The following is a 21,008-nucleotide window of genomic DNA, read 5'->3' as shown; positions in this document are numbered from 1 at the left end:
GAGACCACGGGCATAACCTTTGACGGGGCCGCGAATGCGGCCGCTCAGCTGGCCGACGGGCTGTTCGCCGAGACCGTGACGTCGAGGGTTACGTGGCCGGCGCCTGGCCCGAAGCGGCAGAAGGCTTCGTCCAGCGCCGAAAAGATCGCGCCGGCATCCCCGCGCAATTTGGTGCAGAAATGCTTCGAGCGCTCATAGACGCCGGACTGCTTGAGAAAATCGATGCAGCCGTAGATCTCTTCCATGTGGTCGTCGGTGCCCATCACATAGAGCGAGAACTGCGCTGCCGCCGGCTGGCCGGTCAAAGCCGCGCCACGCACCGCGGCGATTGCCGCATCCTTGCGCGGGCCGAGGGGGCCGACAGGCCCACCAAGCGCATCGGAACGGCAGATCGGATCATCCGGCTCGCCAGGGCAGCCGCGCGAGATGGTGGCTGACAACACGCAATGTTTGCCGCTCCGTGCCGCCGCCACGAACAGGTCTCGCATCGCCGGAAACAGCACTTCTGGCGGCCCGACCAGCAAGGTCGAGATGTCGTCGGTCTCGATCCTGAGCCGATCGCGGTAGGGGTCGAGTCCATCCAGCGCGCCAAGGATGACGCCGACGAAATCGTCGGCCATGGGATATAGGGAAATCTGTGCGCCTGAAAACATCGCCCGCCTCGCTCCGCTGGTATTACCCAGATCAGCTTCTAGGGTCTGTGGGCTTGCCGCCCCCGTCTCAGCCCCGACCGTACGGAGCACCCCTGTGGATGCGCGGGTTAAAGCACCATTCGAGTTGAAGCGAAAGCCGTTTTTTTGGTGTGCTCCTCCAAAAGCATTGCGCCAGGCCTGCGAAACCGGACCGTCGAGCGACAAACTTTCAACCAACAGGCGTTGTCTGGCGCCCGGTATGCGCATGGCGCAGGAAATCGACGAAGGCCCGTACGGTTGGTGCTGTATGACGCTGCTTCTGATAGCAGAGGAACCAACCGGGAAAGGCCGCGCACCAATCATCCAGCAGCGACACCAGCTTGCCGGCATCGATCAACGGGCGCACGAGGTCTTCAGCCCAAAAGGCGATGCCGACGCCCTGCACGGCGGCGGCAATCGCCATGTCGCGGCTGGAGACGACAAGCGGACCATTGACCACGACCGAGAACCATTCGCCGCCTCTGGCGAATTCCCATGCGTAGGGCCCGGCACTGCCCGGCCGGCGCCAATTGATGCAGCGGTGCTGGAGCAGATCGGCCGGTGCCGACGGCGATCCGTAGCGGGCGAGGTAGTCCGGCGAGGCCACGGCGAGTTGGCGCTGCGTGCCGCCAAGCGCCACCGCGACCATGTCGGATTCGAGAAATTCGCCAAGCCTGGCGCTGACATCATAGCCGGCCTCGACGATATCGACGGCGGCATCGTCGATCGTCACATCGAGCACGATGTCCGGCCATGCTTCATGAAAACGGCCAAGCACCGGCTCCAGATAGGTGGCGGCGGCAACGCTGGGCATATGGACGCGCAAGACGCCGGCCGGCGTGTCGCGCAAGGCGGTCGCATCGCCGACCGCCGCCTCCATCTCGGCCATAGCCGGCGCGAAGCGCGCATGCAGGCGCGCGCCGGCTTCGGTCAAGGAGAGGCTGCGGGTCGTGCGGTTGAGCAGGCGCAGGCCAAGCCGCGTTTCGAGCTGACGGATCGTCTGGCTGAGCGTCGACGCTGAAATCCGCAGATCTTCAGCGGCACGGGCGAATCTGCCATGTGCCACGACAGCGGCAAAGGCTTTCAGCTCGGCATAGTCACTACCTCGCATTATGCCAGATTCTCCAATGAGTATGATGGTATCCTATCGCATTTTCGATAGGGCGTCTGCTGCCTAGCTTAAGGACACGCCTCGGACGGCTGCGATCATCGGCATCGAACACACCTGAATCTCCCTCTGAACAGGAGCAACGAAGATGCAGAAACTCAACAGAAAAATCGCCTTGGTGACCGGCGCCTCCTCGGGCATTGGCGCGGCAACCGCGCTGGCGCTGGCGGAGCAAGGTGCTGTCGTCGCCATCGCGGCGCGACGTCGGCAGCGCCTCGACGACCTGGCCGCACGCATCCGCGACAACGGCGGTGAGGCCTTGGCCATCGAGACCGACATCACCGACGAGGCGCAGGCCACAGCCATGGTCCGGCGCGTGCTGGAAAGCCATGGCCGGCTGGACCTGCTGTTCAATGTTGCCGGTGTCGGCGTCGCCGCACCCTTCCAGAACACCACCACCCGCGAATACCGGGAGATGGTCGACCTCAACATTCTGGGTCTGCTCTACACGATCAATGCGGCGCTGCCGTCAATGAAACGGCAGGGATCAGGCCACATCGTCATCGTTTCGTCGGGCACCGGCCGCTACATCCACCCATCTGTGGTCTATTCCGGCACCAAGCATGCGGCCAGCGCCATCGCCGAATCACTGCGCCGCGAAATCGGCAAGGACGGCATCCGCGTCACTGTGATCGAGCCGGGCGCGGTCAGGACTGAGTTCACCGCCAATATGCGCGACGATGTTCGGCTGGCTGTCGAGCAAAGGTTGGGCGACATGGAGCAACTGGAGAGCAAGGACATCGCCGCCGCCATGCTCTACGCGGTCTCGCAGCCGCCAAGGGTCAATGTCAATATCCTGACCCTCTATCCGACACAGCAGGCTTGATAACCCGCCGCAGCCCGTTCCCCGCCGCAATGGATTGCTCCGTGGCGTATGAGCGTGGCGCCAGTCCGACAGTTATAAGATTTTCGCAATTTTCTTATAACTCGCTTGAAATGCGGAGCAAAAGCGCGCAGCTATAAGGGAACCGCAAATTTCTTATAACCTAGAGACATTGGTCGAACGCACGATGAAATCGATCGACATCGCTTATCGCACCTTGTTCGCTGAACTCGTGCAACGAAGCCTGGACGCGTCGTTCCAAACCGACTTCTCGACCGCGGGCAATTTCGTGCGAGTCCCCGTAAAAGGCCGCGACTACTGGTATTTTGAGGAGACTCGGCCGAAGACAACAAGACGATATGTCGGCCCGGCCGACGATCCCGAGATCGCAAAACGCGTCGCCGCCTTCAGGGAAATCAAAAGCGACCTGAAGAGCCGTCGCAAGCTTGTATCGACGCTTGTCCGCGAGGCTGGGTTGATGGAGCCGGAGAAATTTACCGGTGATATCGTTGAAGCCCTTGGCAAGGCCGGGTTTTTCCGCCTGCGAGGCGTACTGGTCGGCACCGTCGCGTTCCAAACCTACGCCGGATATCTGGGCGTAAGGCTGCCGGGGGTGGCGCTGCAAACAGGCGATGCCGACTTTGCTCAATTTCACTCGGTTTCCGTCGAAGTCAACGACAGTCTGCCGCCGATCATGGATGTGCTGCGCGATATCGATCCTTCGTTTCGCGAAATTCCACACCGAACGGATGCCGGTCGCACCACACAGTTCGAAAACGCTTCCCGGTATAAGGTCGAATTCCAGACCCCAAATCGGGGCAGCGACGACTACGCTGACCACGCGAGCGCGATGCCGTCTCTGGGCGGCGCATCGGCGCAGCCTTTGCGATTCCTGGATTTTCTGATCCGCGAACCCGTACGAACCGTCTTGCTGCATCGTTCCGGAGTCCCGGTGCTGGTCCCCTCGCCCGAGCGATATGCTGTCCACAAACTGATTGTTGCCTCCCTGCGCCAAAAGAACGCAAACGGTGCCGCAAAGCGGGAAAAGGACGTTCTTCAGGCAAGCTTGCTTGTCGAGGCGATGAAAACTGCCCGCAGGCAAGACGACCTCGCCGCGGTGTTTGCCGAAGCATGGAACCGTGGCACCAGTTGGCGTGATGCGATCCAGCGGGGTCTTCGTATGCTCGATCCCGATCGGCAAGACATGGTCGAAACAATCGTTAGAAGGGCACTTTCGGACATTGGTGAAAAGCTGGACGGCTTCACCAACGCGGCAAGCTGACTGAAAAGGCGTTTGGAATGCAACGATGCCGCTCGACGACCTCGTCAAGCGGCATGCCTGGCAGAACCGGCGCTGCAGACCCTACGAAACCGCCTTCTCGCGAACCGGCAGCTTCCAGCCCGGTCTGACGAAGTGGCAGGTGTAGCCGTTGGGGTATTTCTCCAGATAGTCCTGATGTTCAGGCTCGGCTTCCCAGAAGGGGCCAACCGGTGCGACCTCGGTGACGACCTTGCCCGGCCACAGGCCAGAGGCGTCGACATCGGCGATGGTGTCTTCGGCGATGAGCTTCTGTTCATCGCTCGTGTAATAGATCGCCGAGCGATAGCTCATTCCGACATCGTTGCCCTGCCGGTTACGGGTCGTCGGATCGTGGATCTGGAAAAAGCGCTCCAGCAGTGTGCGATAGCTGATGACGGCCGGATCGAAATTGATCTCGATGGCCTCGGCATGGGTGCCATGGTTGCGGTAGGTGGCATTGGGCACATCGCCACCGCTGTAGCCGACACGGGTGGAGATGACGCCGGGATAGCGCCGTATCAAATCCTGCATGCCCCAGAAACAGCCGCCGGCAAGCACTGCGCGTTCGGTCGAAGTCGCCATATCACGTCTCCTCAAAAAGCAATTCCAGGAAAAATGCGTAGCGGTTTTCCGTCTGGAATTGCGCAAAAAGCAAGTTGGATCTCCCCATAAATGGGCATTGTCTCTTGCTTCGTCCAGCGGACCGGCCGATCTGCTTTAGTTGCCGGGTTGGGCGAGGCTGTCGATCACACTCGGCAGCTGCGGCGCGCCGGGCGGAACGGCGGCAAAGCTGATCGCCATCGGCGGCGCCTTGAGCGACCAGTCGAAAAGAACGGTTTTGACCGGCAGTTTGCCTAGCCACGCCTGCAGATAGGGTGGCACGTCGCGCCCGGGCCAGACCAGGAGTATGCCGTGATCACGCAGCCGCTGCTTGGTGATCCAGGGGGCGTACTGCATGTTCAGCTCGGTGAAGATCGACGGCTTGTCATAAGCATTGAGGCCCGCCAGCGGCGCAACAATGTTATGGCCGCCGACGATGTCGAGCCGACCGGGCGTCGCCGCGTGCCAGACGGCTTCTGCCTCATCCGAGATCTTCTGCGCCGGCCAGCAGACGGCGTCCATGCGCCCGCGCAGATTGCATTTCGTCCAGCGGATGCCCGCATAGGCACCAGATATGCCGATGATGCAGATGAGCGCGCAGATTACCAGCTTTCGCATCTCGACGGCGCCGAGACGGTGGCCCAGGAAGGCGAGCGCCACGACGCCCGCAAGATTGTACATCGGCGCGCCCCAGGCCTCGCCTGTGCCGGTGAACAGGGACGCCACCATGATGAGGATCGCCGGGCCAAGTCCCATCCACAAGAGATAGACGAGCGTACCGCGCCCGACCGGCTCTTGCGGCGGGGGCGAGCGGCGCAGCAGCCCTGATATCGCCAGCACCAGAAAAAAGCCGCAGAGTCCGGCCGCCTGGACGCCGATGTAATAAAAGCGGGAGCGATGCGCCATCACCCACTGATCGCGCCAGGCGGCGTAGGTCAGCGGCAGGAAATCGACGCGGTAGAGCTCGATGGCCAGCGGCGCGGCGATAGCGATGAAAACCGCAAGCCCAAGCCATGGCCAAGGCGTGGCGAGCCGGCTGCGTGCCCGCGCGTCGGACAACAGCCAGATCGCGCCAAACAGCAACAGCAGGCCGGTCGAGAACTTGGCGTAGAGCCCGACGCCCGACACCAGTCCGAGCGCCAGCCACCAGACCGGCCCACCGCCGCGCCCCGCACGCCACAACAGCCAGCAGATAGCGGCCCAGAAGGGCATCTGCGCGTAGTCATGATTGAACTGCGGGGTCGGCCAGCCGAAGAAATAGAGCGACGGCATCAACAGCACGGCGGCCAGCGCACGCCTCTGCCCGAGCATGTCGCGGGCCAGCAGATAGACCAGGACGAACGTCGCCGAGATCGTCAACTGCGCCACGAGATATTGCGGCCAGCGGAACGATCCGGTCAGGAGATGGCTGGTCTCGAGCAGCCATGCCGGAAGTTGCGGATGCTTGTAGGTCAACAGCACCCATTCGCGTCCCCACATGAAGCCTTCGACGACATCGTTGGGCGGTGAGACGTTGATAAGCGCCGGTGCCACCGTCCAGCACAGGATCTGCATCAGGCACAAAAGCGCCAGCAGGTGCCACGGATGACGGATCAGACTGGACAAGACCGATGGGGAATCGGCGCCGGAGGCGGGCAATCCCACCGGCACCAAGTGATCCATCGATCCATCTATCCCCGCCATGCGGCGCTTAAATCACATAGTCCGGTTTGACGAACAGCCCCAAAAATCGAAGCTTACGAAAAAGTATAGCTGTGTGCCATTGCAGCACCAAGATCGGGCAGGAGCATCGGCGCTCCTCTCTCCAGGCAGGACAGCGTTGCACGTCTGACCCTGTCTGAAAAAATCCGGGTCCCGATGCGCCACCACCATGCCGTCATCCACTACCGTGCGCTCGACTTCTGGATGGCGCGTGCGGCCGTCCTCGTCATCATCTGCCTGCAGCTTCTGGTCATCAACAACCTCTCCTTCGGGCCGCGCTGGCTGGCGCCGGCGCTGGAAGCCGCCCTGCTGCTGCCCTTGTCGGTGGCCACGGCCTGGACACAGGTCGCCACAAGAAAGGCGGTCGAGGATCACGAATGGCATGCGATCGGCCAGTTTCGCATCATGATCCGCAGAACGGCCCTGACCATGACCGCCATCATCAGCGTCATGAATTGCGGCTCGCTGGCCTTGCTGGTGCGAGCCTTGCTGGAGGGCCACGCCGGCAACAGCGGCACGACGCTGTTGATCGACGCCCTCAACATCTGGGTGACCAACGTCATCGTCTTTGCCCTGTGGTTCTGGAGCACCGACCGGGGCGGGCCGCCGACCTGCGGCCTCGTCAAGCTCGCGCAGGCTGATTTCCTGTTTGCGCAGATGACGCTGAACGACCGTGATCTCCGCGATTGGCTGCCCGGCTTCGTCGACTATTTCTTCCTCGCCTTCACCAATGCGACAGCCTTCTCTCCGACCGATACGCTGCCACTCAGCCAACGCGCCAAGCTGCTGATGATGGCCGAGGCCATGATCTCGCTGCTGACCATCGCGCTGGTCGCGGCACGCGCCGTCAACATCCTTGCCTGATCGGGCCGAAACGCAAAAAGGCCCGCCACCTTGCGGCAGCGGGCAGGCTTATGGAGTGCTGGGATCAACCAGCGTAGGGTAAACGAGCGGCGGAGGGGTTGGTTGCCGTTTGCGGTTCACTCCTGCACCCCCGGCTTGAACCTGCGAACGACAAACTCGAACAGGATGTCCGAGATCCACATGGCGCAGACGCCGATCAGGAAAGCCGCGGCAAGCGTGGTGGTGTCGTCGGCGGGGTCGGGCATCGGCAGGCCGGCGATCCTGACATAGGACACCACCGGCAGCGTCAAATAGGCCGCGGCAAGCGCGCCGCAGATCGGTGAGGCGACCATTTCGCGCAGCTTGTAGCGATGCCGCGACAGCGCCCGCAGGACGCCACCGGCAAGGCCGGCGGCGACGACCGGTCCCTTGATGCCGAGCAGGTCGAACAGATCGTGCATCACGGCCTCCATCCACAAAGCGCCTGGCCCTTTTCATTGTGAGCCAGGATCGCCGCCACCGACGCGCCGGAAAGGGTCGCCACCTCTGCCTTTGCCGGCCGTATGGGATGCTCGACCGCGCAGAACGACCCGCCAGCACTTGCGCAGCCGGCCAGCAGGAGCGAGAGCACTATGATCTTGACCACTTCGCTAGCCTCCCCCTGTTGTCGGCCGGCGTCCGGCCGGCAACGGCGTCGTCGATCTTCTGGGCTCGGCTGCGCGCCGCGGCGTCGGCGGCATCTTGCCTGGCCTTCTGGCTGGCCTTGCCCTTGGCGTAGGCCGTCCAGAGACCGGCGAGCGCGGCACCCATTGCAAGCAGATACGGCCACAACTGGCCAAGCATGGCGAGCGCTCCCATCTCATTTCTCCTCGACCGGCGGCGGCGGCGCGACCATGCCGAGCGGACCGTCACGCACCGCGTTGATGATGATCTTGGCAAGGGCGATAGCGCCGCTGATCTGAAGCGCGGTGCGATCGGTGACGCCGAACATCGTCCAGTCGAAGCCGACCAGGGCGCCACCGCAGATGATCGCGATCAGCGTGTTGAGCAGATTGTGCAGCGCGTTGGTGTTGAGGAATTTCATCAAAAGAGGCTCCCGAAAATATCGGTGACGTGCTGCCGGAAGGCCGCGAGCGCTCCGGCGATGAGGACAAGGATGCCGGCGGCGGCAGCAGTCTTGACGGCCGGCGGCACGGGCTGGGCCGCCGGCGCCCCGCCAAAGGCCTTTTCGGCGCCGGGCGACGGCGCGGCCGGCACAGGCGCAGGCGCGGTCACAGGTGTCGCCGACATCAGCAAGGCCTGAGCCCGCACCGACGTGACGCGATCGGACCAGCCGCGCCCGAATGTTGCCCATGTCGGCAGCCGTTTGAGAAACGCCAGCCGCGCATCGCATAGCGCGTCGATGGTGACGCCGGCCGGCCTTGCCCTGGCCGCGGCAAGGGTGGCCGGCCCGATCCGGCCATCCTGGGCGACGCCCAGGGCCGCCTGCAGGGTTTTCGCCGCCCTGCCCGGCCCGCTGTTCACGGCGAAATCGAACACGGCATGGTCGACCCCGTCGGGCAATTCGGCGCCGAGCACCGCATCCCAGTAGTAGCGGCGGAAGACGGTAGCGACCTGCTGGTCGCTGATCTTGCGCAGGTCGGCCTTGCTGGCATTCGCCTTCACATAACGGCGGAAGTTGGCGAGCGTGACACCCTTCATGGTGGCGCCGCCGGGGTCGGCCGGATTGTCCGACCACCCACCTTCCGATTTCAAGACGAGCGCAAGCGCCCGCGCAAAGTTGCGGTCCATGGCAGTTCCTTTCCGCCCTCTCCGGGCAGGTTGCTGAGTTTTGGAATTTGGCTATAGTTGGCGCAGGACGAGGGATCTAACTTGCTGAACAACAATGCGCGAATATTCGCGCTCGATGGGCTGCGCGGCATCGCCGCGCTGTCAGTCTTCCTTCAGCATTTCGCGACCGATACACCCTGGCATCCCCTCACCTTTGCCTGGTGCGGCCTCATCGGCGTTGAACTGTTTTTCGTGCTGTCCGGATTTCTGATGGGCAGGAAGTATTCGACTGCCCCAATTTCAGGCTCGGCGGTGATCGACTTCTGGGTCAAGCGCGCAGCGCGCGTCCTTCCACTGTTTTTAATCTGCGTGACGGCAGCCTATGCCTGGCTTTTGCTGACAGGTCGGGGCCAGCCTTTTTACGGGCTGCAGTGGGATGGATGGTGGCACCATTACGTTTTCTGGGCCGGCCAATCCGTGTTCTGGACGATCCCGAGAGAGATCCAGTTCTATCTGGTTTTTCCGCTGATCTGGTGGGTTTGCCAGCGTCTGGGCAATGCTGCCAACTTCTTGCTGCTCGCGGCGGCGGCCATTCTCCAGGGAGCCGCTATCGGCACGCCCGTTCTCATGCAGGCCGCCCCTCTGTTTCTCGCGGGCGTCGTCGCCGGGCGTATCGAGCTTGAGCCGGACAAGTCGTACGATGTCCCGTTCGTTGCGCTGCTGGTCCTCTACGTCTTGTCCTGGCCTGGAATGATCGATGTCCTGGAATTGCCAAGATCCCTTTTCGGCGGCACGCTGTACCTTGTCTATCTGCCTTCTCTCGTCCTGGTTTCGACAGCCTCCCCGCTTGCCCAGCGCCTGTTGGGGCGGGGCGTGCTGAAGTGGTATGGCGACATCTCCTATTCCCTCTATCTGCTCCACCTGCCCATCCATGTCGCGCTCAAGATGTGGACGCCAATTTCGCTTTTGCCGAAACCCATCTGGTTCGGGCTGACATTGATCGTTGTGACGATCGCCAGCTACTATTCATTCCGCTACGTCGAGACGCCGCTGCGCAGACGCATATCGCGCCTGGCGCCCAAGCCACCGGCGCCTCAGCAACCGGTTGCCAATGGAGGTGTTAGATCGGGCCAGCCGGCAGTGGAAGAAGCCTCGGGGGCGCCGGCGCTCACATAGCGGCGAACGTTGGCGAACATCACACAGGATGGAACAGCTCGGGTTGGGGAAATACCACTCTGAACCCGAAACGCTCGGTGAGTGGTCCCAGTCACTCGGCCGGCTGGATTGTCGAAACCCCGACGCGCTTTCCAATCAAGGCATTGCCGACCCTGTCCAGCAGCCACCGCTCGACACGGCAAACCGGCCCCTGTCCATGGACTGGCTGCCGTCCCTTTCTCCAACGGTGTAGATGATGAAGCCCGAAATAACGAAGAAGATGTCGACGCCGCCAGGCCCGAAATTGTAGATGTAAGGCGTTGTCCAGTGCCCCCGCATCGGCACGAACGGTGAAGCACATGACTGACCAGGACCATCAATGACGCGACGGCGCGCAGGAACTGGACGTTCCGATAGTGCATAGCCCCGAAGTCTCCAAAGCCATCCTCTATCGGCGGTTGCCGGGCAATTCCAGCATCGCACCACCGCCCGATGCGATGACAGGTCACATTGCGTTGGGGATTGGGGATTATCAGCACCCGGAAGGCGCAATGGATTGCCTGGAATATGGCCTTCGCGTAGAGACGATTTCTATGGATCAAATGGTAGAAGCCAAGTCGACCACGGATATTGGCAGCAGGTCGGATCATCGTTCAGATATCGACGTCTTGCGGGCGATTGCGGTTGCTGCGGTCGTGCTGTTTCATCTCGGCTGGACGACGGTTAGCGGCGGGTTTGTTGGCGTTGATGTTTTCTTCGTAATCAGCGGATATCTGATATCACGCATCATCTGGACTGAGAGCGCGCAAGGTCGGTTCTCACTCAAGAATTTCTACGCTCGGCGCGCTCGCCGGCTGTTGCCAGCCCTGTTTGCAACCATCGTCGTCACCTTCGTCGTCGCCGCTTTTCTGTTCATACCGGAGCAATTCCAGGACCTGTCGAGGTCAGCGATATTCTCTCTGCTTGGACTGGCCAACGTCGATTTCTGGATGCAGTCAGGCTACTTCGATTCCGGCGCAATTCTGAAGCCGCTGCTTCACATTTGGACGCTCGCCGTTGAATTGCAGTTCTACGCGTTCTGGCCCTTCCTCATCGCCATGGCCGTTCGAAAAAGCTATTGGGTGGCCTTCTCTTTGATTGCTGCAGCCTTCGCTGCATCACTTGCGGGTTGCCTGTGGATGATGGGGTACGATCCGACGGCAGCCTTTTTCCTCGTCCCATTCCGGGTCTGGGAGTTCGCTGCAGGCGGGCTGGTGTTTCTTACCGAGAGACGGTTGCCGAAAGTGTATGCGGACCTGCTCTATGTCGTGGGGCTGGCCGCGATCCTGTTTGCCATCTTCGGCTATTCAGGACGGACGGCTTATCCTGGCGTTGCCGCTCTCGCGCCCGTCCTGGGCGCGGCATTGATGCTGCTCGGCGGTCAAGGCCGGCTGGCAAGACAGGCTCAGTTCAGACCGGCTATCTACCTCGGCAAGATCAGCTATTCGGTCTATCTGGTTCACTGGCCGCTGGTTGTCTTCATGGTGTATAGATTTGGCGCCTTGGAAGTGTGGCAGATCCTCGCCTCGCTTGTTGCAACCTTGGCCCTTGGCGCAGCCAGTTACCATTTCATCGAAGTGCGCTATCGCAAGCCGCGCCCGTTGAAGTTGGGGAAGACGTTGATTTTCGCCTGCCTCACTGCCGGCTTCATGGCAGCCGCCACACAGAGCTGGGCGACAGATGGGTGGGTCTGGCGGATGCCTGCTGCATTCCGTAATGCTTATGTTTTGGACCTGAGAAAAGAACACACATACACCTTTTCGAACTCCACTCCGTTGCTGACACCGCACGATTTCAAAACCACCAAAAGGCATCTTCTGATCATTGGAGACTCTCAGGGAGCGGATATCATTAACCTGCTCGTTGAGACTGGCGCGGCAAAACAATTCGAAATTATCTATCGCCAACTCGATTGGCGGTGTGGCGTACCGACCCTCCCTGTCGACCTGTCTGACAGGTATTGGAAATCAATAAACCCGTTTGCTGCAGCAGTTATGAAACCCTGCAACGAAGCGTACTCACTCATCCGGTCCACACCGGCGTCGCTAGAGCATGCCGATCTGGTGATGATCGCGCTGTATTGGCAAGATTTCGCATTTCCATATGTCCAGACTTCGGTTGACGAAATGCGATCCCAAACAAGCGCTCCAATCTACGTTGTCGGCAGCAAAAATTTCACAGGCAGCAGCCTTCAGTTGCTTAATAAGCACGGCACCTTTGCAGGCATCGATGAGTACGCATTCCGAGAAATCAGCCCCGTGGCTAGAAAGATCGACACTTTCCTCAAGACGCTATCGCACGTAAGTTATATCGATCCGTTGGTTGCCGTATGCCCGCATAACCAGTGCGAAATATTTACCGACAAATCCGCGCCGGTTTTTTGGGATAGCATGCATTGGACGAAAGCCGGTGTGCAACTTTTAGCGGCCAAGAACGGCGTAGCCATCTTCCCGTTTCTCGACACAAAGCAGGCGGCCGGCAAGAACTCGCCCAAGGGTTAGGCGGCGACAGGCACTGCCGGCCTCTCGACTTTGACCCCATCAATCTCGACACGCTTTTTGCCGGCGCGTCGTGAGGCAAAGCGTTTGCCCCATTCATTGGTCCAGTTCTCCCATGCGTGGAAAGTCAGCGTTGCGACCGGGACGATACACAGTAACGATATTGCGAGCGCAAGCGCATAGGCCTGAAGTTCGCTGAGCCCTGAGTGCCGAAGCCGTCCGAACAACGGAAAAAGAGCAGCAATAATCGGACCATGCACTAGGTAGACCGAATAGCTGATATCGCCTAGCCATCTCGTTGCCGCGTTGACCAGCGGCTTGATGGGGAACAGGTAGAGCCCAACCAGCAGGCAAAAAAACATCGGCCCTTGCCAATAGATAGCCGGGCCAAATGGCACCCTACCCGTGACAATCACATAGAACTGAAGCGGCACGGACGCCAGCAGGACGGCGCCGATCGCCCGTCTATGGGTCCATTCGCCGGCAATCTGAACCACATGAAACGCGATGATTCCGAACATGAACATCGGCGCCAGGTCAAATATCGATTGACGAATGTAGATGCCCGGATCTGCCACTAGATCCCCGATGACCGAGCGAAAGACCGTGGCCACGACGAGCGCAATGACAAGCGCTCGGATCGCCAAGGTTACACTTTTGGTCTTCGCGTAAATGAAGGGGAACACCAGGTAGAACGCCATCTCAACACCAATCGTCCAACCCGCAAAGATGATGGAGGTCTGGTAGCCACGGCCTGGGATGAAGTTGAAAATAAACGTCAGGTTCGCCAGGATCGTTTTGAGATTGTAGGGAAGGCCGGCCGGGTTCCACCAATACGAAAAGATTACGACGGCATAGAACAGCGGAGCTATCCGAAAAAACCTCCGCAGCATGAAGCCGAGATATGGCCTCTGTTCGTTGTCGTGCTTCGGCATTGTGAGACAGAGGGAAAAGGCGCTCACAAGGAAGAACAGATTGACGCCCATGACGCCGCTTCGGACTAATGTTTCCGGCCACCATGAAAGCACAAAGCGCGGATTGGGCATCAGCGCGACGTGAGCCATCACGACCCACAGGGCGGCTATACCACGCAGCGCGCTGAGGTAGGGGAAGCGGTCCGACTTGCCCGGCGTCATTGTTTTTCCCAGATCGACCCCACCGCCAAACCGTGATGTCCCTGCCGTACATGGATTAGAATTTCGACGCAAGATCACCGCCGGGCGCTAATGCTCGATGTCGCGAAGGTCGGTGACGATGATGGTTTTGCCTGCGCCGTTCGCGCGCGCCCCCATGAAGCCGCCAAGGTATGGCCCGGTGAGCGCCACGGTGCCAAGGTTGGCACCGCTGACGAAGACTTGAAGGTTAGACGTACCGGCCGCAAGGATAAGCCGCCATTGGCGGGCCACACCGCTAAAATCCACGGCGTTAAGAGCGGTCGTTGCGTATGTGGCGGCGCCTGTCAACTGGTAGACGTTGACGAAGCCGGAGGCATCCAGTCCGACGCCGACTCCCATACGGGCTGTAAGGGGGCCAGCACCACCAGAGGCTACTGTCGTGACGCCGTACAGGATGAATTGAGTGTCCTTCGCCATGTTTGAGTTGAAGGTGATGTCGAGCCCACCCGCTGCAAAATGCGGCGAGATCAGGAGATCGTCTTCAATGAAGGCGCTGTCTGGACCGGCCCCATAGTGCGTAATCGTCTGCAAGGCGCGATCCCTCCAAAGGTCACGGCTTTGCGCACCTCCGACGAATGCCTTCTTGGTTCTCGTCCTTCTCGATCTAACGTAGCTAAGGCCGAGGGAGGCTGTCCCGCCACCGGATGCCATGGTGAGCAGATGGAGCCCAACGGGAACGTCCCGCGCGATGCACACTTCGTGATCATGCACAAAGTCACCGCCAAAAGCGGCTGTCGACAGTTGGTTGATACCACCGACCGACACTTGATCCCAAGCGACGTCAACACCGTTCTTGCCGCCAGCCCAGATGGGATAGGCGATGCAGATGTCTAACCCCGGCACGTCGACGCGCACCGCAACCTTGAGGCTCTTGGCGTGGTCTATGGCGTCCGAGATTAACTGGAAGCCTGTCCGTGTGGCCGGCGCAGGGAGGGGCGCATTCGCTGGATCGATGGTAACGGCTCCCTCGATGGTCGATATAAACTGTTCAGGACCAGCAAGACCAGCATGAGGATGCAAGAAGGGGGTCGCCATCTGTAAGCCAATAGCCCGATAGGTGATTACCGTGGGGTGGCATCCATCCGGCACAAGGTCCGACACGCGGTAGCGGCCAGTGCGCACCCATGAGTTGATCATGTCGTAAACCTCGATGAGAGGCGAATCGGTAGCCAGTGCCACGTCCCGCATGATCTGAACGTAGTTCTTCAGTCGGTTTGCCTTGTCGGGCGTCCCCAAGGCGGCAATAGCAAACATCGGATTGGGCGTCTGCAGGATCGGAATTTTGCCGTACTTGATGCAAGCATTGACAAATGCCAGCAGGTTTTTCCGATACTGATCCGGTGTGGTCGGAGGTATGTTCTGGCAGTCATTGATGCAGTGATTACAGATGACGATCTCCGCAGTGCTGACGGCCATCTTGGCTTCGAATGTTGAGCCGGAACCATCGGTGCCCTCAAGCATCTGCTGTGAACGGGAACCGCTGACCGCACGATTGGTGACCGTAACGGCGGAGCTAAAATAGTAATCCCGCAGCACGGATTGCAGCTTGTCCGGGGCGGGCTGTGGAGTAATCCCTCCAAGACCGCTGTCAACACCGAGCATAGTGCTGTCCCCAAAGCACTCAATCTGTGTGGACACGCCGTTCCACATGTCAACGGCCTTTGCCGCCAGCGCGGCCTTTGCGCCGCCGTAGGCAAGCAAAATGTTATTGTCCACATAGGCTTTGACGCTTTGCTGTGTGGGCACTTTTTGATCGCTGTTTGAGTGCATGTCATCTTCATCGACGATGTCAGATTTCAGCACCGGATCGGCATCCCCCGTAATGCTGAGGCTGGTAGTGCCGATGACTGGGTCGACAGTGTTAAACTGGTACGTTTTCGCGCCGTTCCCCGACCCCAGTTGCACGTAGACAGTGGTCCCCTTCTGCATAGTCCGCGACGTGCGCGCGTCAGCTGCGCGGTACCATACGCCTTCGCTGGCCGTGTAGATGCCATTGGTTGATTGGTCCGTTTGGTGGGTCACCAGCACCCGGTCGCCGACCTCAGTCAACACGCCGTCGATGGTCCTCAGACCCGACAAGACAATGTTGCCCGTGGTTGCCAGGCGCACGGGTTCGCGTTCGCCGGTCAACAGGCGAACGGCGGCAGTTGCAGGTCGGGCCATAGGGCTTGCTCCATGAAAAAAGCCCCGCGAAAGCGAGGCTGTGAACGTTGCGGATTGTGTGGCTGGTTCAATTGCGGGTTGGCTGTGCTTTGAAATAGCTTGTCCCGGAGTTACGGTGACCGTGCACGTCTTGCCAAGTCCGTTCGGCCGTCATTGTGTGCAGGTTAGTCGGGAAGGCGAGGCAGGCGCCGAAATGAAAATCGTCGGCCGCAGACGCAATTAGCATGCGCTTAATTAGTTCCGGAAAATTTTAACGAATCGTTGACCGCGCTGTCCCAGAATAGGACGGCGCGGTCAACCCCAACCGGACTGCGCCGGCGGCTCCGGCACACAGCGCCCCCCGCACTGTCGGAGCCGCTACTTACACTCCCTAATATACCAGCGATGGTTGAATCAACTGTTACCGCACGTGCTTTCCACGGCCCTTTTCCGATCGTTAAACTTTGATGGAACGCCGGGATTGGCTTGCCACAGCGGTCCCAGAGCCTTGCACAACCTCACTTGCGGAATTCTAGCGTGAGCGCATGGCGATGCTGTCCGCGCCCACCATGTCGCCGAGCGCGTCGTCCGACAGGCAGCAAGACAGCACGATAGGATCGGCCCCGATCACCGGATCGAAAGTTTCGAAGGCATAGACGAGATGGGACGAGACCGCGCCTTGCCGCACGTACACCGTGGTGCTCCTCTGCAAGGTTCGCGCGCTGCGCGCGTCGGCTGCGCGAGGCCAATGGCCTTCGCTCACCATATATATGCCGTTCTGCGTCGCGTTCGTCTGGTCTTTGACAAGCACCCGGTCGCCGACTTGGGCTTCTACGGCGTCGATGGTCTGCACGCCGTAGAGGGCAACGTTCGCGGTGGTCGCTAGGCGCACGGGTTCAAGCTCGCCGGCCAACGGGTGAACGGCGGCGGCAGCAGGATGGGCCACAGGCTTGCTCCATAAAAAAAGCCCCACGAAAGCGAGGCTTGAAAGGCGCGACTTCTGTAGGTTGTCGCGGATATGCGACGTAGCGGCGAGCGCCAATTGGATGTATTCATTCAACGGGATCTGTGCCCGTCAAGAAATCGAAACTTCGTCCACCAAGCGATGGGCAATGATGGCAATGCCTTCTGTACGAACAACTTGCCGTGCTGTTCGACAGGTGCTTTTATGACCACACGTGTGGGATAGCGGGCGCGCCATCTGTACGCTTGGAGCTATTGATGGCAGAAATTACGGACCCATCTACTGAACTTTATCGACTCTGCAAAAAACTTTCGGGCGTTGATGCCAAGGATCAAACACGCAAGACTCTAGCAAGGCAATTTGACTTGCCAGTGGATAGCCCGGAGTTCTTCGCGGTCCTTGCTGCGCTCTCTGGGAGAATCATGCGGCTACGCACCTTGGTTGCGTCGTTGACTGCAACCCCGGAGCCCTTCCGCACAACGTTTGACGACGCCTGTAACCAAGTGTCGACGTTTGTGTCCTCGGCCAATTTACACAACCCTTGGTCAGGGGTGCGCGACAGTGCCTTTACTTTAGTCGCACTTAATACCCTTTTGATGGCAGGACATACTGTTCGGGGCGCCGCGCCCCTGAGCGTGCCGACAGATGCCGAACGGGCAGAACTGATTGTGAAGATCGATGAAGCGATCAATGCCATGCGCGACAGGCACGACGTGTTTGTCACACTACTCGTCACTTCGTTCACTACCCTTCGGCTTATGATTGATAAAATGGAGTTTTATGGAGTTGACGGTGTTTTCGAACACCTCTTGAGTACACATGCTATACTTAAGAATGCAGAGTCATCCCAATCAAACAATTCAAACCGAGTTTGGTCTTATAAAGCGTGGAATGCATTGGCAACAATATATGTTGCATTAACTATTCCCGACGCCGGAATAACTGCAGTGCAGAATTATTACACGTATTCTCAGGCGGCACTGCAATATTACTATCATGAAGTACCAGAACCTGACCTTAAGCTGATCACCGGCCCGACCGACGATGCCAAGCGAGAAACTCCAGCCGATGAAGGGGTCGGTACCAGCACAACTGAAGTCCCTGCCACTGACGGCCGCGGCCTCGATGCCAAGTAGCCGGCTCGCGGAAATCGAAAGTCTAATTCTTAGGTAGCTTGTAGGTCTCCAGCCTTACGGGAAACGAGCAGCATGACGGGAAATCGCAATGTCCGCAGAGATTCTAGCGCCGATTGAGGCTCGCTTAGTGCATGCCGAAAAACAGGCTGCCGAACTAATACCTACCATACGAGAATGGGCCGAGCGCCACCCGCTTCAAGGAACTGGAAGTCTTCTTCCTGATCGGCTCGGATACGAGATTCGGCTCACCAGCGTCGATCAAACGTCTGTTGATCAGTTTGGTTTTCCAGTGGGAGACTGCGTTCACAATCTGCGCAGTACGCTGGACAATCTAGCCTTTGCCCTAGTCAAATTGAGATCCGATCCACCGCAAGCGCCAAAAGACATTCACTTTCCTCTGTACATCACCGAACGCGATTTCAACAAGAATGCAAAACGTATGCTGGAGCAAGTCAGACCACTTGTGGCTTATACGCTTGGTGCGATCCAGCCATTCCAAAGGCAGGGCAGAGTTCAGAACGGCGTTTCGGAAGGAATGCCCAAGGACGATCCCTTGGTGCTTCTGCATCGGATAAATGTAGGTGATAAACACCACGTGCCGGTTCAGGTCACAATATCTCCATCAACGTTGACGTTCAAAGGCAATGTAAAGTTTGCATCGAGTGAGGACGCTGATAGAAATATTCCACCCGACACAGAAATAATGCTGCCACTTCGCGTGGGAGACGTTTTCTTTCGTCATCGCACTGTGACCCCGCTGGTTAGCGTGAACAATAACTTCGAGATCACAGGTGATATCGCTCTCGTGGCGGGCGATGAAACGGTGCCGGTAGGACCGATACTCGTGAAATTTTGTGAGCATGTCCGCCTCGTTCTCGACAGGTTCAGAGGCTTCTTTTCCTGATCTTCGGCTCAATCCGCCGAGCCGTCTTACCAAGCAGAGCCTCACCGGCGCGCGTTTCCGCCCCCAGGCCGTTCGGCGGAGTGGTCCGGACAAGCGCCTTTGCCGTATTGCTGAGCCAGGCTGCCTCGGCTGCTTGCCTCGCCATCGGGTTGCCCATCTTGGCGATCAGATCGAGCCCGCTCTGGAGGATCGCCTCGAATGTGCTGGCGTTAGTTGGGTCGCTCTGCGCGATAGCGCTGAGCGAGGCGTCCTGCACTGCAGTCCACTCGGCCAGCTCATAATCATCACGCCGCCCTTGCTGCCTTGCGGCCATGCGCAGCGAGCCGGGCGCGCGCATCGCCTCCTTCTGGCTGGCGAAAGCGGCGCGCCGGCTTTCGGGCATGGTCCGCAAGGCATCGTCGAACAGCGTGTCGAACAGGCCTGGTTTGACCACTCGGCCGGTGCGCGGATCGACCTGGCCGTACATGGCGTCATGCAGGCCTGCGCCATCGGCCGGCGCATTGGCCGTCACCTCGTCTTCCGCCTGGGCGATGCGGCCGTTGAAGCGGCGGCGCGCGATCTCTGCGTCGAACGCCTCCTGCCGCTCCTTCATCTGCCGGTAGCGCTCGGCGACAGCGGAAAGCTCGTCGCCAAAACCCTGCATCGCCCGGCCGACCGGCGAGCCGTTTGGGTATTGCGCCGCATTGCCGGCCTCGAGCCGGCGCTGGGCTATTTGGAGAGGAATGGTCGCCATCAGTAGAGACCCCCGGTGGAAAAGCCGCCCGGTGGCGACGGGAAGGCGCCTTTGCCGAAGGTCACGGCCTTGGTCGGGTCGTAGAGGCCGGAGAGGCTCGATCCGAGGCTGCGGCCTGCGTTGAAGATCGACGCCGCCACCGCCTGCTTGCCGGAGAAGCGCGAGATGGCCGCCTGCGTGCCGAGATTGTTCTGGCGCAACTGCGCGCTGTACTGGATCGCCTTGAGGTCGAGCTGGCCCTGCCCGGCGTTGGCCGCCAGCACCTCGGCCGGCGACCCGGCCGTACCGACGCCGGATGCGCCGGCCAGGGCGCGCGCCTGCGCCTGCAGGAGATCCTGCTTGTGACGCTCCTGGCCCTGTTCGAAGGCGGCGCCTTGCGCGTCGGCCCGCGCCTGCTGCTCGTAGGCCCTGGCTTGAGCGTCGGCCATCTGCTTCGACTGCCGGCCCTCGGCCAGCGCGCCGCCGACCGAAAGAGCGGTGCCGAGAAGAGCGAGTGTGCACATGGTTCAGCCTCGTTCGCCCAAGGGTTTGGTTGCGGGAAGGAATTGGCTCTTGACGCCACCGGGACGCCTGACTTCGGGACGCCGGCCTTCGACGCGCTTGACCGGCGCGCCGAGCGCCGGGCGCGGGTCGAGCGCGCCGCCGGGGCTGAGGAAGGTCAGCAAGAGCCTGTCGGCCTGCAGCGCCGGCCGGCTGAGCCGGGCGGGTGCTGCGGCACGCGGCCCGGCCATCGCGGTGCGGCGGGTGGTGGTCAGGTTCACCTTCAAATCGGCGACGCCGGCGGCGTCGAACAGGCCGTTGGCGGTGGCGATCGCGCGGGCCAGCGCATCGGCCTCGAACAGCTGCTGGCGCAGCTCTTCGACCAGCCGGCGGACGCAGCGCCAGCGCTCGCCGAGCAGGGCCGCCCTCCCCGTGATCTCGTCGCCAAGTGCTGCGATGTCGGCGCGGGCTTCGCTCTGCGCGACCTCCGCGCGGCGCTTGCCGGCGGCGTCGATGGTCTTTTCCAGGAGTGCGATTGCCGCGTTGCAGTCGTCGAGCGCGGCACGCGCGGCGGCAAGGTCGCCATCGCCGAACACCGCGCGGTCCTCGGCTTGCGCCAGATCGGCCCTGCGGCGAAGCGCGTCGGTTAGGTCGGTGTCGAGCAAGGCGATGACGGCAGCGAATTCGGCAGCCGTCCGCGCCCTGCCGAGTTGCTCGGCATGGGGGGATGTCATGGGGTGGGTCCTTTTGGGGGAGTGAGGGGGCGATCTGCGAAGCGGAAAGGATCAACGCCGACGGGACAGCACCCCCCTCTGGCCTGCCGGCCATCTCCCCCGCAAGGAGGGAGATTGGCAGTTCAGGCGTTGCCGCTGCGCCTACAAAGTTGGCGATTGGCGAATGCAGGGG

22 protein-coding genes and 1 riboswitch are annotated in these 21,008 nt (G+C 60.5%); of the genes, 7 read left to right on the top strand and 15 right to left on the bottom strand.

Annotation, left to right across the window (positions count from 1 at the left end; translation table 11 throughout):
• Positions 1-44: 44 nt before the first annotated feature.
• Positions 45-653 carry a YkoF family thiamine/hydroxymethylpyrimidine-binding protein gene (locus AC1D2G_RS08650; RefSeq protein ID WP_095091410.1) on the bottom strand — a complete coding sequence of 203 codons (609 nt, stop codon included), beginning with the start codon at positions 651-653 and terminating at the stop codon, positions 45-47.
• Positions 644-757: riboswitch (TPP riboswitch) on the bottom strand. (Overlaps the previous gene by 10 nt.)
• Before the next feature lie 104 nt (positions 758-861).
• Complete coding sequence (locus AC1D2G_RS08645) at positions 862-1,782, bottom strand: LysR family transcriptional regulator (protein ID WP_477413290.1); 921 nt, start codon at positions 1,780-1,782, stop codon at positions 862-864.
• Positions 1,783-1,927: 145 nt separating this feature from the next.
• Between AC1D2G_RS08645 and AC1D2G_RS08640 the strand changes: the two genes are divergently transcribed.
• Together AC1D2G_RS08640 and AC1D2G_RS08635 are read left to right on the top strand one after the other, a co-directional pair.
• Positions 1,928-2,665 (top strand): SDR family oxidoreductase, encoded by a 738-nt coding sequence (locus AC1D2G_RS08640; RefSeq protein ID WP_477413288.1) that lies wholly within the window; start codon positions 1,928-1,930, stop codon positions 2,663-2,665.
• A gap of 184 nt (positions 2,666-2,849) precedes the next feature.
• Positions 2,850-3,944, top strand: coding sequence for a nucleotidyltransferase family protein (locus AC1D2G_RS08635; protein ID WP_477413286.1), 1,095 nt, complete (start codon positions 2,850-2,852; stop codon positions 3,942-3,944).
• A gap of 81 nt (positions 3,945-4,025) precedes the next feature.
• Here the strand turns inward: AC1D2G_RS08635 and msrA are convergent, their stop codons facing one another.
• Positions 4,026-4,544, bottom strand: a complete 519-nt coding sequence (gene msrA, locus AC1D2G_RS08630) for a peptide-methionine (S)-S-oxide reductase MsrA (protein ID WP_477413284.1) — start codon at positions 4,542-4,544, stop codon at positions 4,026-4,028.
• 135 nt (positions 4,545-4,679) lie between these two features.
• On the bottom strand, positions 4,680-6,224 hold the full coding sequence (locus tag AC1D2G_RS08625; RefSeq protein WP_477413282.1) for a glycosyltransferase family 39 protein: 1,545 nt from the start codon (positions 6,222-6,224) through the stop codon (positions 4,680-4,682).
• 195 nt (positions 6,225-6,419) lie between these two features.
• Here AC1D2G_RS08625 and AC1D2G_RS08620 point away from each other — a divergent pair, with 195 nt between their 5' ends.
• Positions 6,420-7,127 carry a hypothetical protein gene (locus AC1D2G_RS08620; RefSeq protein ID WP_477226896.1) on the top strand — a complete coding sequence of 236 codons (708 nt, stop codon included), beginning with the start codon at positions 6,420-6,422 and terminating at the stop codon, positions 7,125-7,127.
• A gap of 116 nt (positions 7,128-7,243) precedes the next feature.
• Here AC1D2G_RS08620 and AC1D2G_RS08615 read toward each other — a convergent pair whose 3' ends face one another.
• Genes AC1D2G_RS08615 through AC1D2G_RS08595 form a run of 5 tightly spaced genes read right to left on the bottom strand, consistent with a single transcriptional unit; the run spans position 7,244 to position 8,897 of the window.
• Positions 7,244-7,567, bottom strand: a complete 324-nt coding sequence (locus AC1D2G_RS08615) for a hypothetical protein (protein ID WP_095091790.1) — start codon at positions 7,565-7,567, stop codon at positions 7,244-7,246.
• Positions 7,567-7,752 (bottom strand): hypothetical protein, encoded by a 186-nt coding sequence (locus AC1D2G_RS08610; protein WP_095091404.1) that lies wholly within the window; start codon positions 7,750-7,752, stop codon positions 7,567-7,569. The genes AC1D2G_RS08615 and AC1D2G_RS08610 overlap by 1 nt, the downstream gene beginning before the upstream one ends.
• Positions 7,737-7,964 (bottom strand): hypothetical protein, encoded by a 228-nt coding sequence (locus tag AC1D2G_RS08605; protein ID WP_457151276.1) that lies wholly within the window; start codon positions 7,962-7,964, stop codon positions 7,737-7,739. Before AC1D2G_RS08605 ends, AC1D2G_RS08610 begins: the two co-directional genes overlap by 16 nt.
• Before the next feature lies 1 nt (position 7,965).
• On the bottom strand, positions 7,966-8,190 hold the full coding sequence (locus AC1D2G_RS08600; RefSeq protein ID WP_457151277.1) for a hypothetical protein: 225 nt from the start codon (positions 8,188-8,190) through the stop codon (positions 7,966-7,968).
• Complete coding sequence (locus AC1D2G_RS08595) at positions 8,190-8,897, bottom strand: glycoside hydrolase family 108 protein (RefSeq protein WP_477413279.1); 708 nt, start codon at positions 8,895-8,897, stop codon at positions 8,190-8,192. The genes AC1D2G_RS08600 and AC1D2G_RS08595 overlap by 1 nt, the downstream gene beginning before the upstream one ends.
• An 81-nt stretch (positions 8,898-8,978) precedes the next feature.
• Between AC1D2G_RS08595 and AC1D2G_RS08590 the strand changes: the two genes are divergently transcribed.
• Both AC1D2G_RS08590 and AC1D2G_RS08585 read left to right on the top strand, forming a co-directional pair.
• Complete coding sequence (locus AC1D2G_RS08590; RefSeq protein WP_477413277.1) at positions 8,979-10,052, top strand: acyltransferase family protein; 1,074 nt, start codon at positions 8,979-8,981, stop codon at positions 10,050-10,052.
• Positions 10,053-10,447: 395 nt separating this feature from the next.
• The gene (locus tag AC1D2G_RS08585) at positions 10,448-12,571 is read left to right on the top strand and encodes an acyltransferase family protein (RefSeq protein WP_477413275.1); all 2,124 of its coding nucleotides are present in this window, start codon (positions 10,448-10,450) and stop codon (positions 12,569-12,571) included.
• Here AC1D2G_RS08585 and AC1D2G_RS08580 read toward each other — a convergent pair.
• The 3 genes from AC1D2G_RS08580 to AC1D2G_RS08570 all read right to left on the bottom strand — a co-directional run bounded on the left by AC1D2G_RS08580 (position 12,568) and on the right by AC1D2G_RS08570 (position 16,945).
• On the bottom strand, positions 12,568-13,704 hold the full coding sequence (locus AC1D2G_RS08580) for an acyltransferase family protein (protein ID WP_095091396.1): 1,137 nt from the start codon (positions 13,702-13,704) through the stop codon (positions 12,568-12,570). The two genes, AC1D2G_RS08585 and AC1D2G_RS08580, sit on opposite strands and share 4 nt — an antisense overlap.
• Before the next feature lie 87 nt (positions 13,705-13,791).
• Positions 13,792-15,906 (bottom strand): SGNH/GDSL hydrolase family protein, encoded by a 2,115-nt coding sequence (locus AC1D2G_RS08575; RefSeq protein WP_477413273.1) that lies wholly within the window; start codon positions 15,904-15,906, stop codon positions 13,792-13,794.
• A 511-nt stretch (positions 15,907-16,417) separates the two neighbouring features.
• Entirely contained in the window at positions 16,418-16,945 is a 528-nt protein-coding gene (locus AC1D2G_RS08570) for a hypothetical protein (RefSeq protein ID WP_477413271.1), read from the bottom strand.
• Positions 16,946-17,106: 161 nt separating this feature from the next.
• On the opposite strand from AC1D2G_RS08570, the gene AC1D2G_RS08565 reads away from it, so the two are divergent.
• Both AC1D2G_RS08565 and AC1D2G_RS08560 read left to right on the top strand, forming a co-directional pair.
• A complete protein-coding gene (locus AC1D2G_RS08565; RefSeq protein WP_477413269.1) occupies positions 17,107-17,985 on the top strand; it encodes a hypothetical protein in 879 nt (292 codons plus the stop codon).
• A gap of 88 nt (positions 17,986-18,073) precedes the next feature.
• Positions 18,074-18,889 carry a hypothetical protein gene (locus AC1D2G_RS08560; protein WP_477413267.1) on the top strand — a complete coding sequence of 272 codons (816 nt, stop codon included), beginning with the start codon at positions 18,074-18,076 and terminating at the stop codon, positions 18,887-18,889.
• Here AC1D2G_RS08560 and AC1D2G_RS08555 read toward each other — a convergent pair.
• The 3 genes from AC1D2G_RS08555 to AC1D2G_RS08545 are packed head-to-tail and all read right to left on the bottom strand — an operon-like array spanning position 18,870 to position 20,836.
• Complete coding sequence (locus AC1D2G_RS08555; protein ID WP_477413265.1) at positions 18,870-19,622, bottom strand: hypothetical protein; 753 nt, start codon at positions 19,620-19,622, stop codon at positions 18,870-18,872. The genes AC1D2G_RS08560 and AC1D2G_RS08555 overlap by 20 nt on opposite strands.
• Positions 19,622-20,125 (bottom strand): hypothetical protein, encoded by a 504-nt coding sequence (locus tag AC1D2G_RS08550; RefSeq protein ID WP_477413263.1) that lies wholly within the window; start codon positions 20,123-20,125, stop codon positions 19,622-19,624. The genes AC1D2G_RS08555 and AC1D2G_RS08550 overlap by 1 nt, the downstream gene beginning before the upstream one ends.
• A 3-nt stretch (positions 20,126-20,128) precedes the next feature.
• Positions 20,129-20,836 (bottom strand): hypothetical protein, encoded by a 708-nt coding sequence (locus AC1D2G_RS08545; protein WP_477413261.1) that lies wholly within the window; start codon positions 20,834-20,836, stop codon positions 20,129-20,131.
• Positions 20,837-21,008 lie beyond the last annotated feature (172 nt).

This window comes from Mesorhizobium sp. P2_C7, assembly GCF_056404515.1.
Note: the sequence above shows the minus strand (reverse complement) of the source record. Positions and strands in the feature narration are given on the sequence as shown.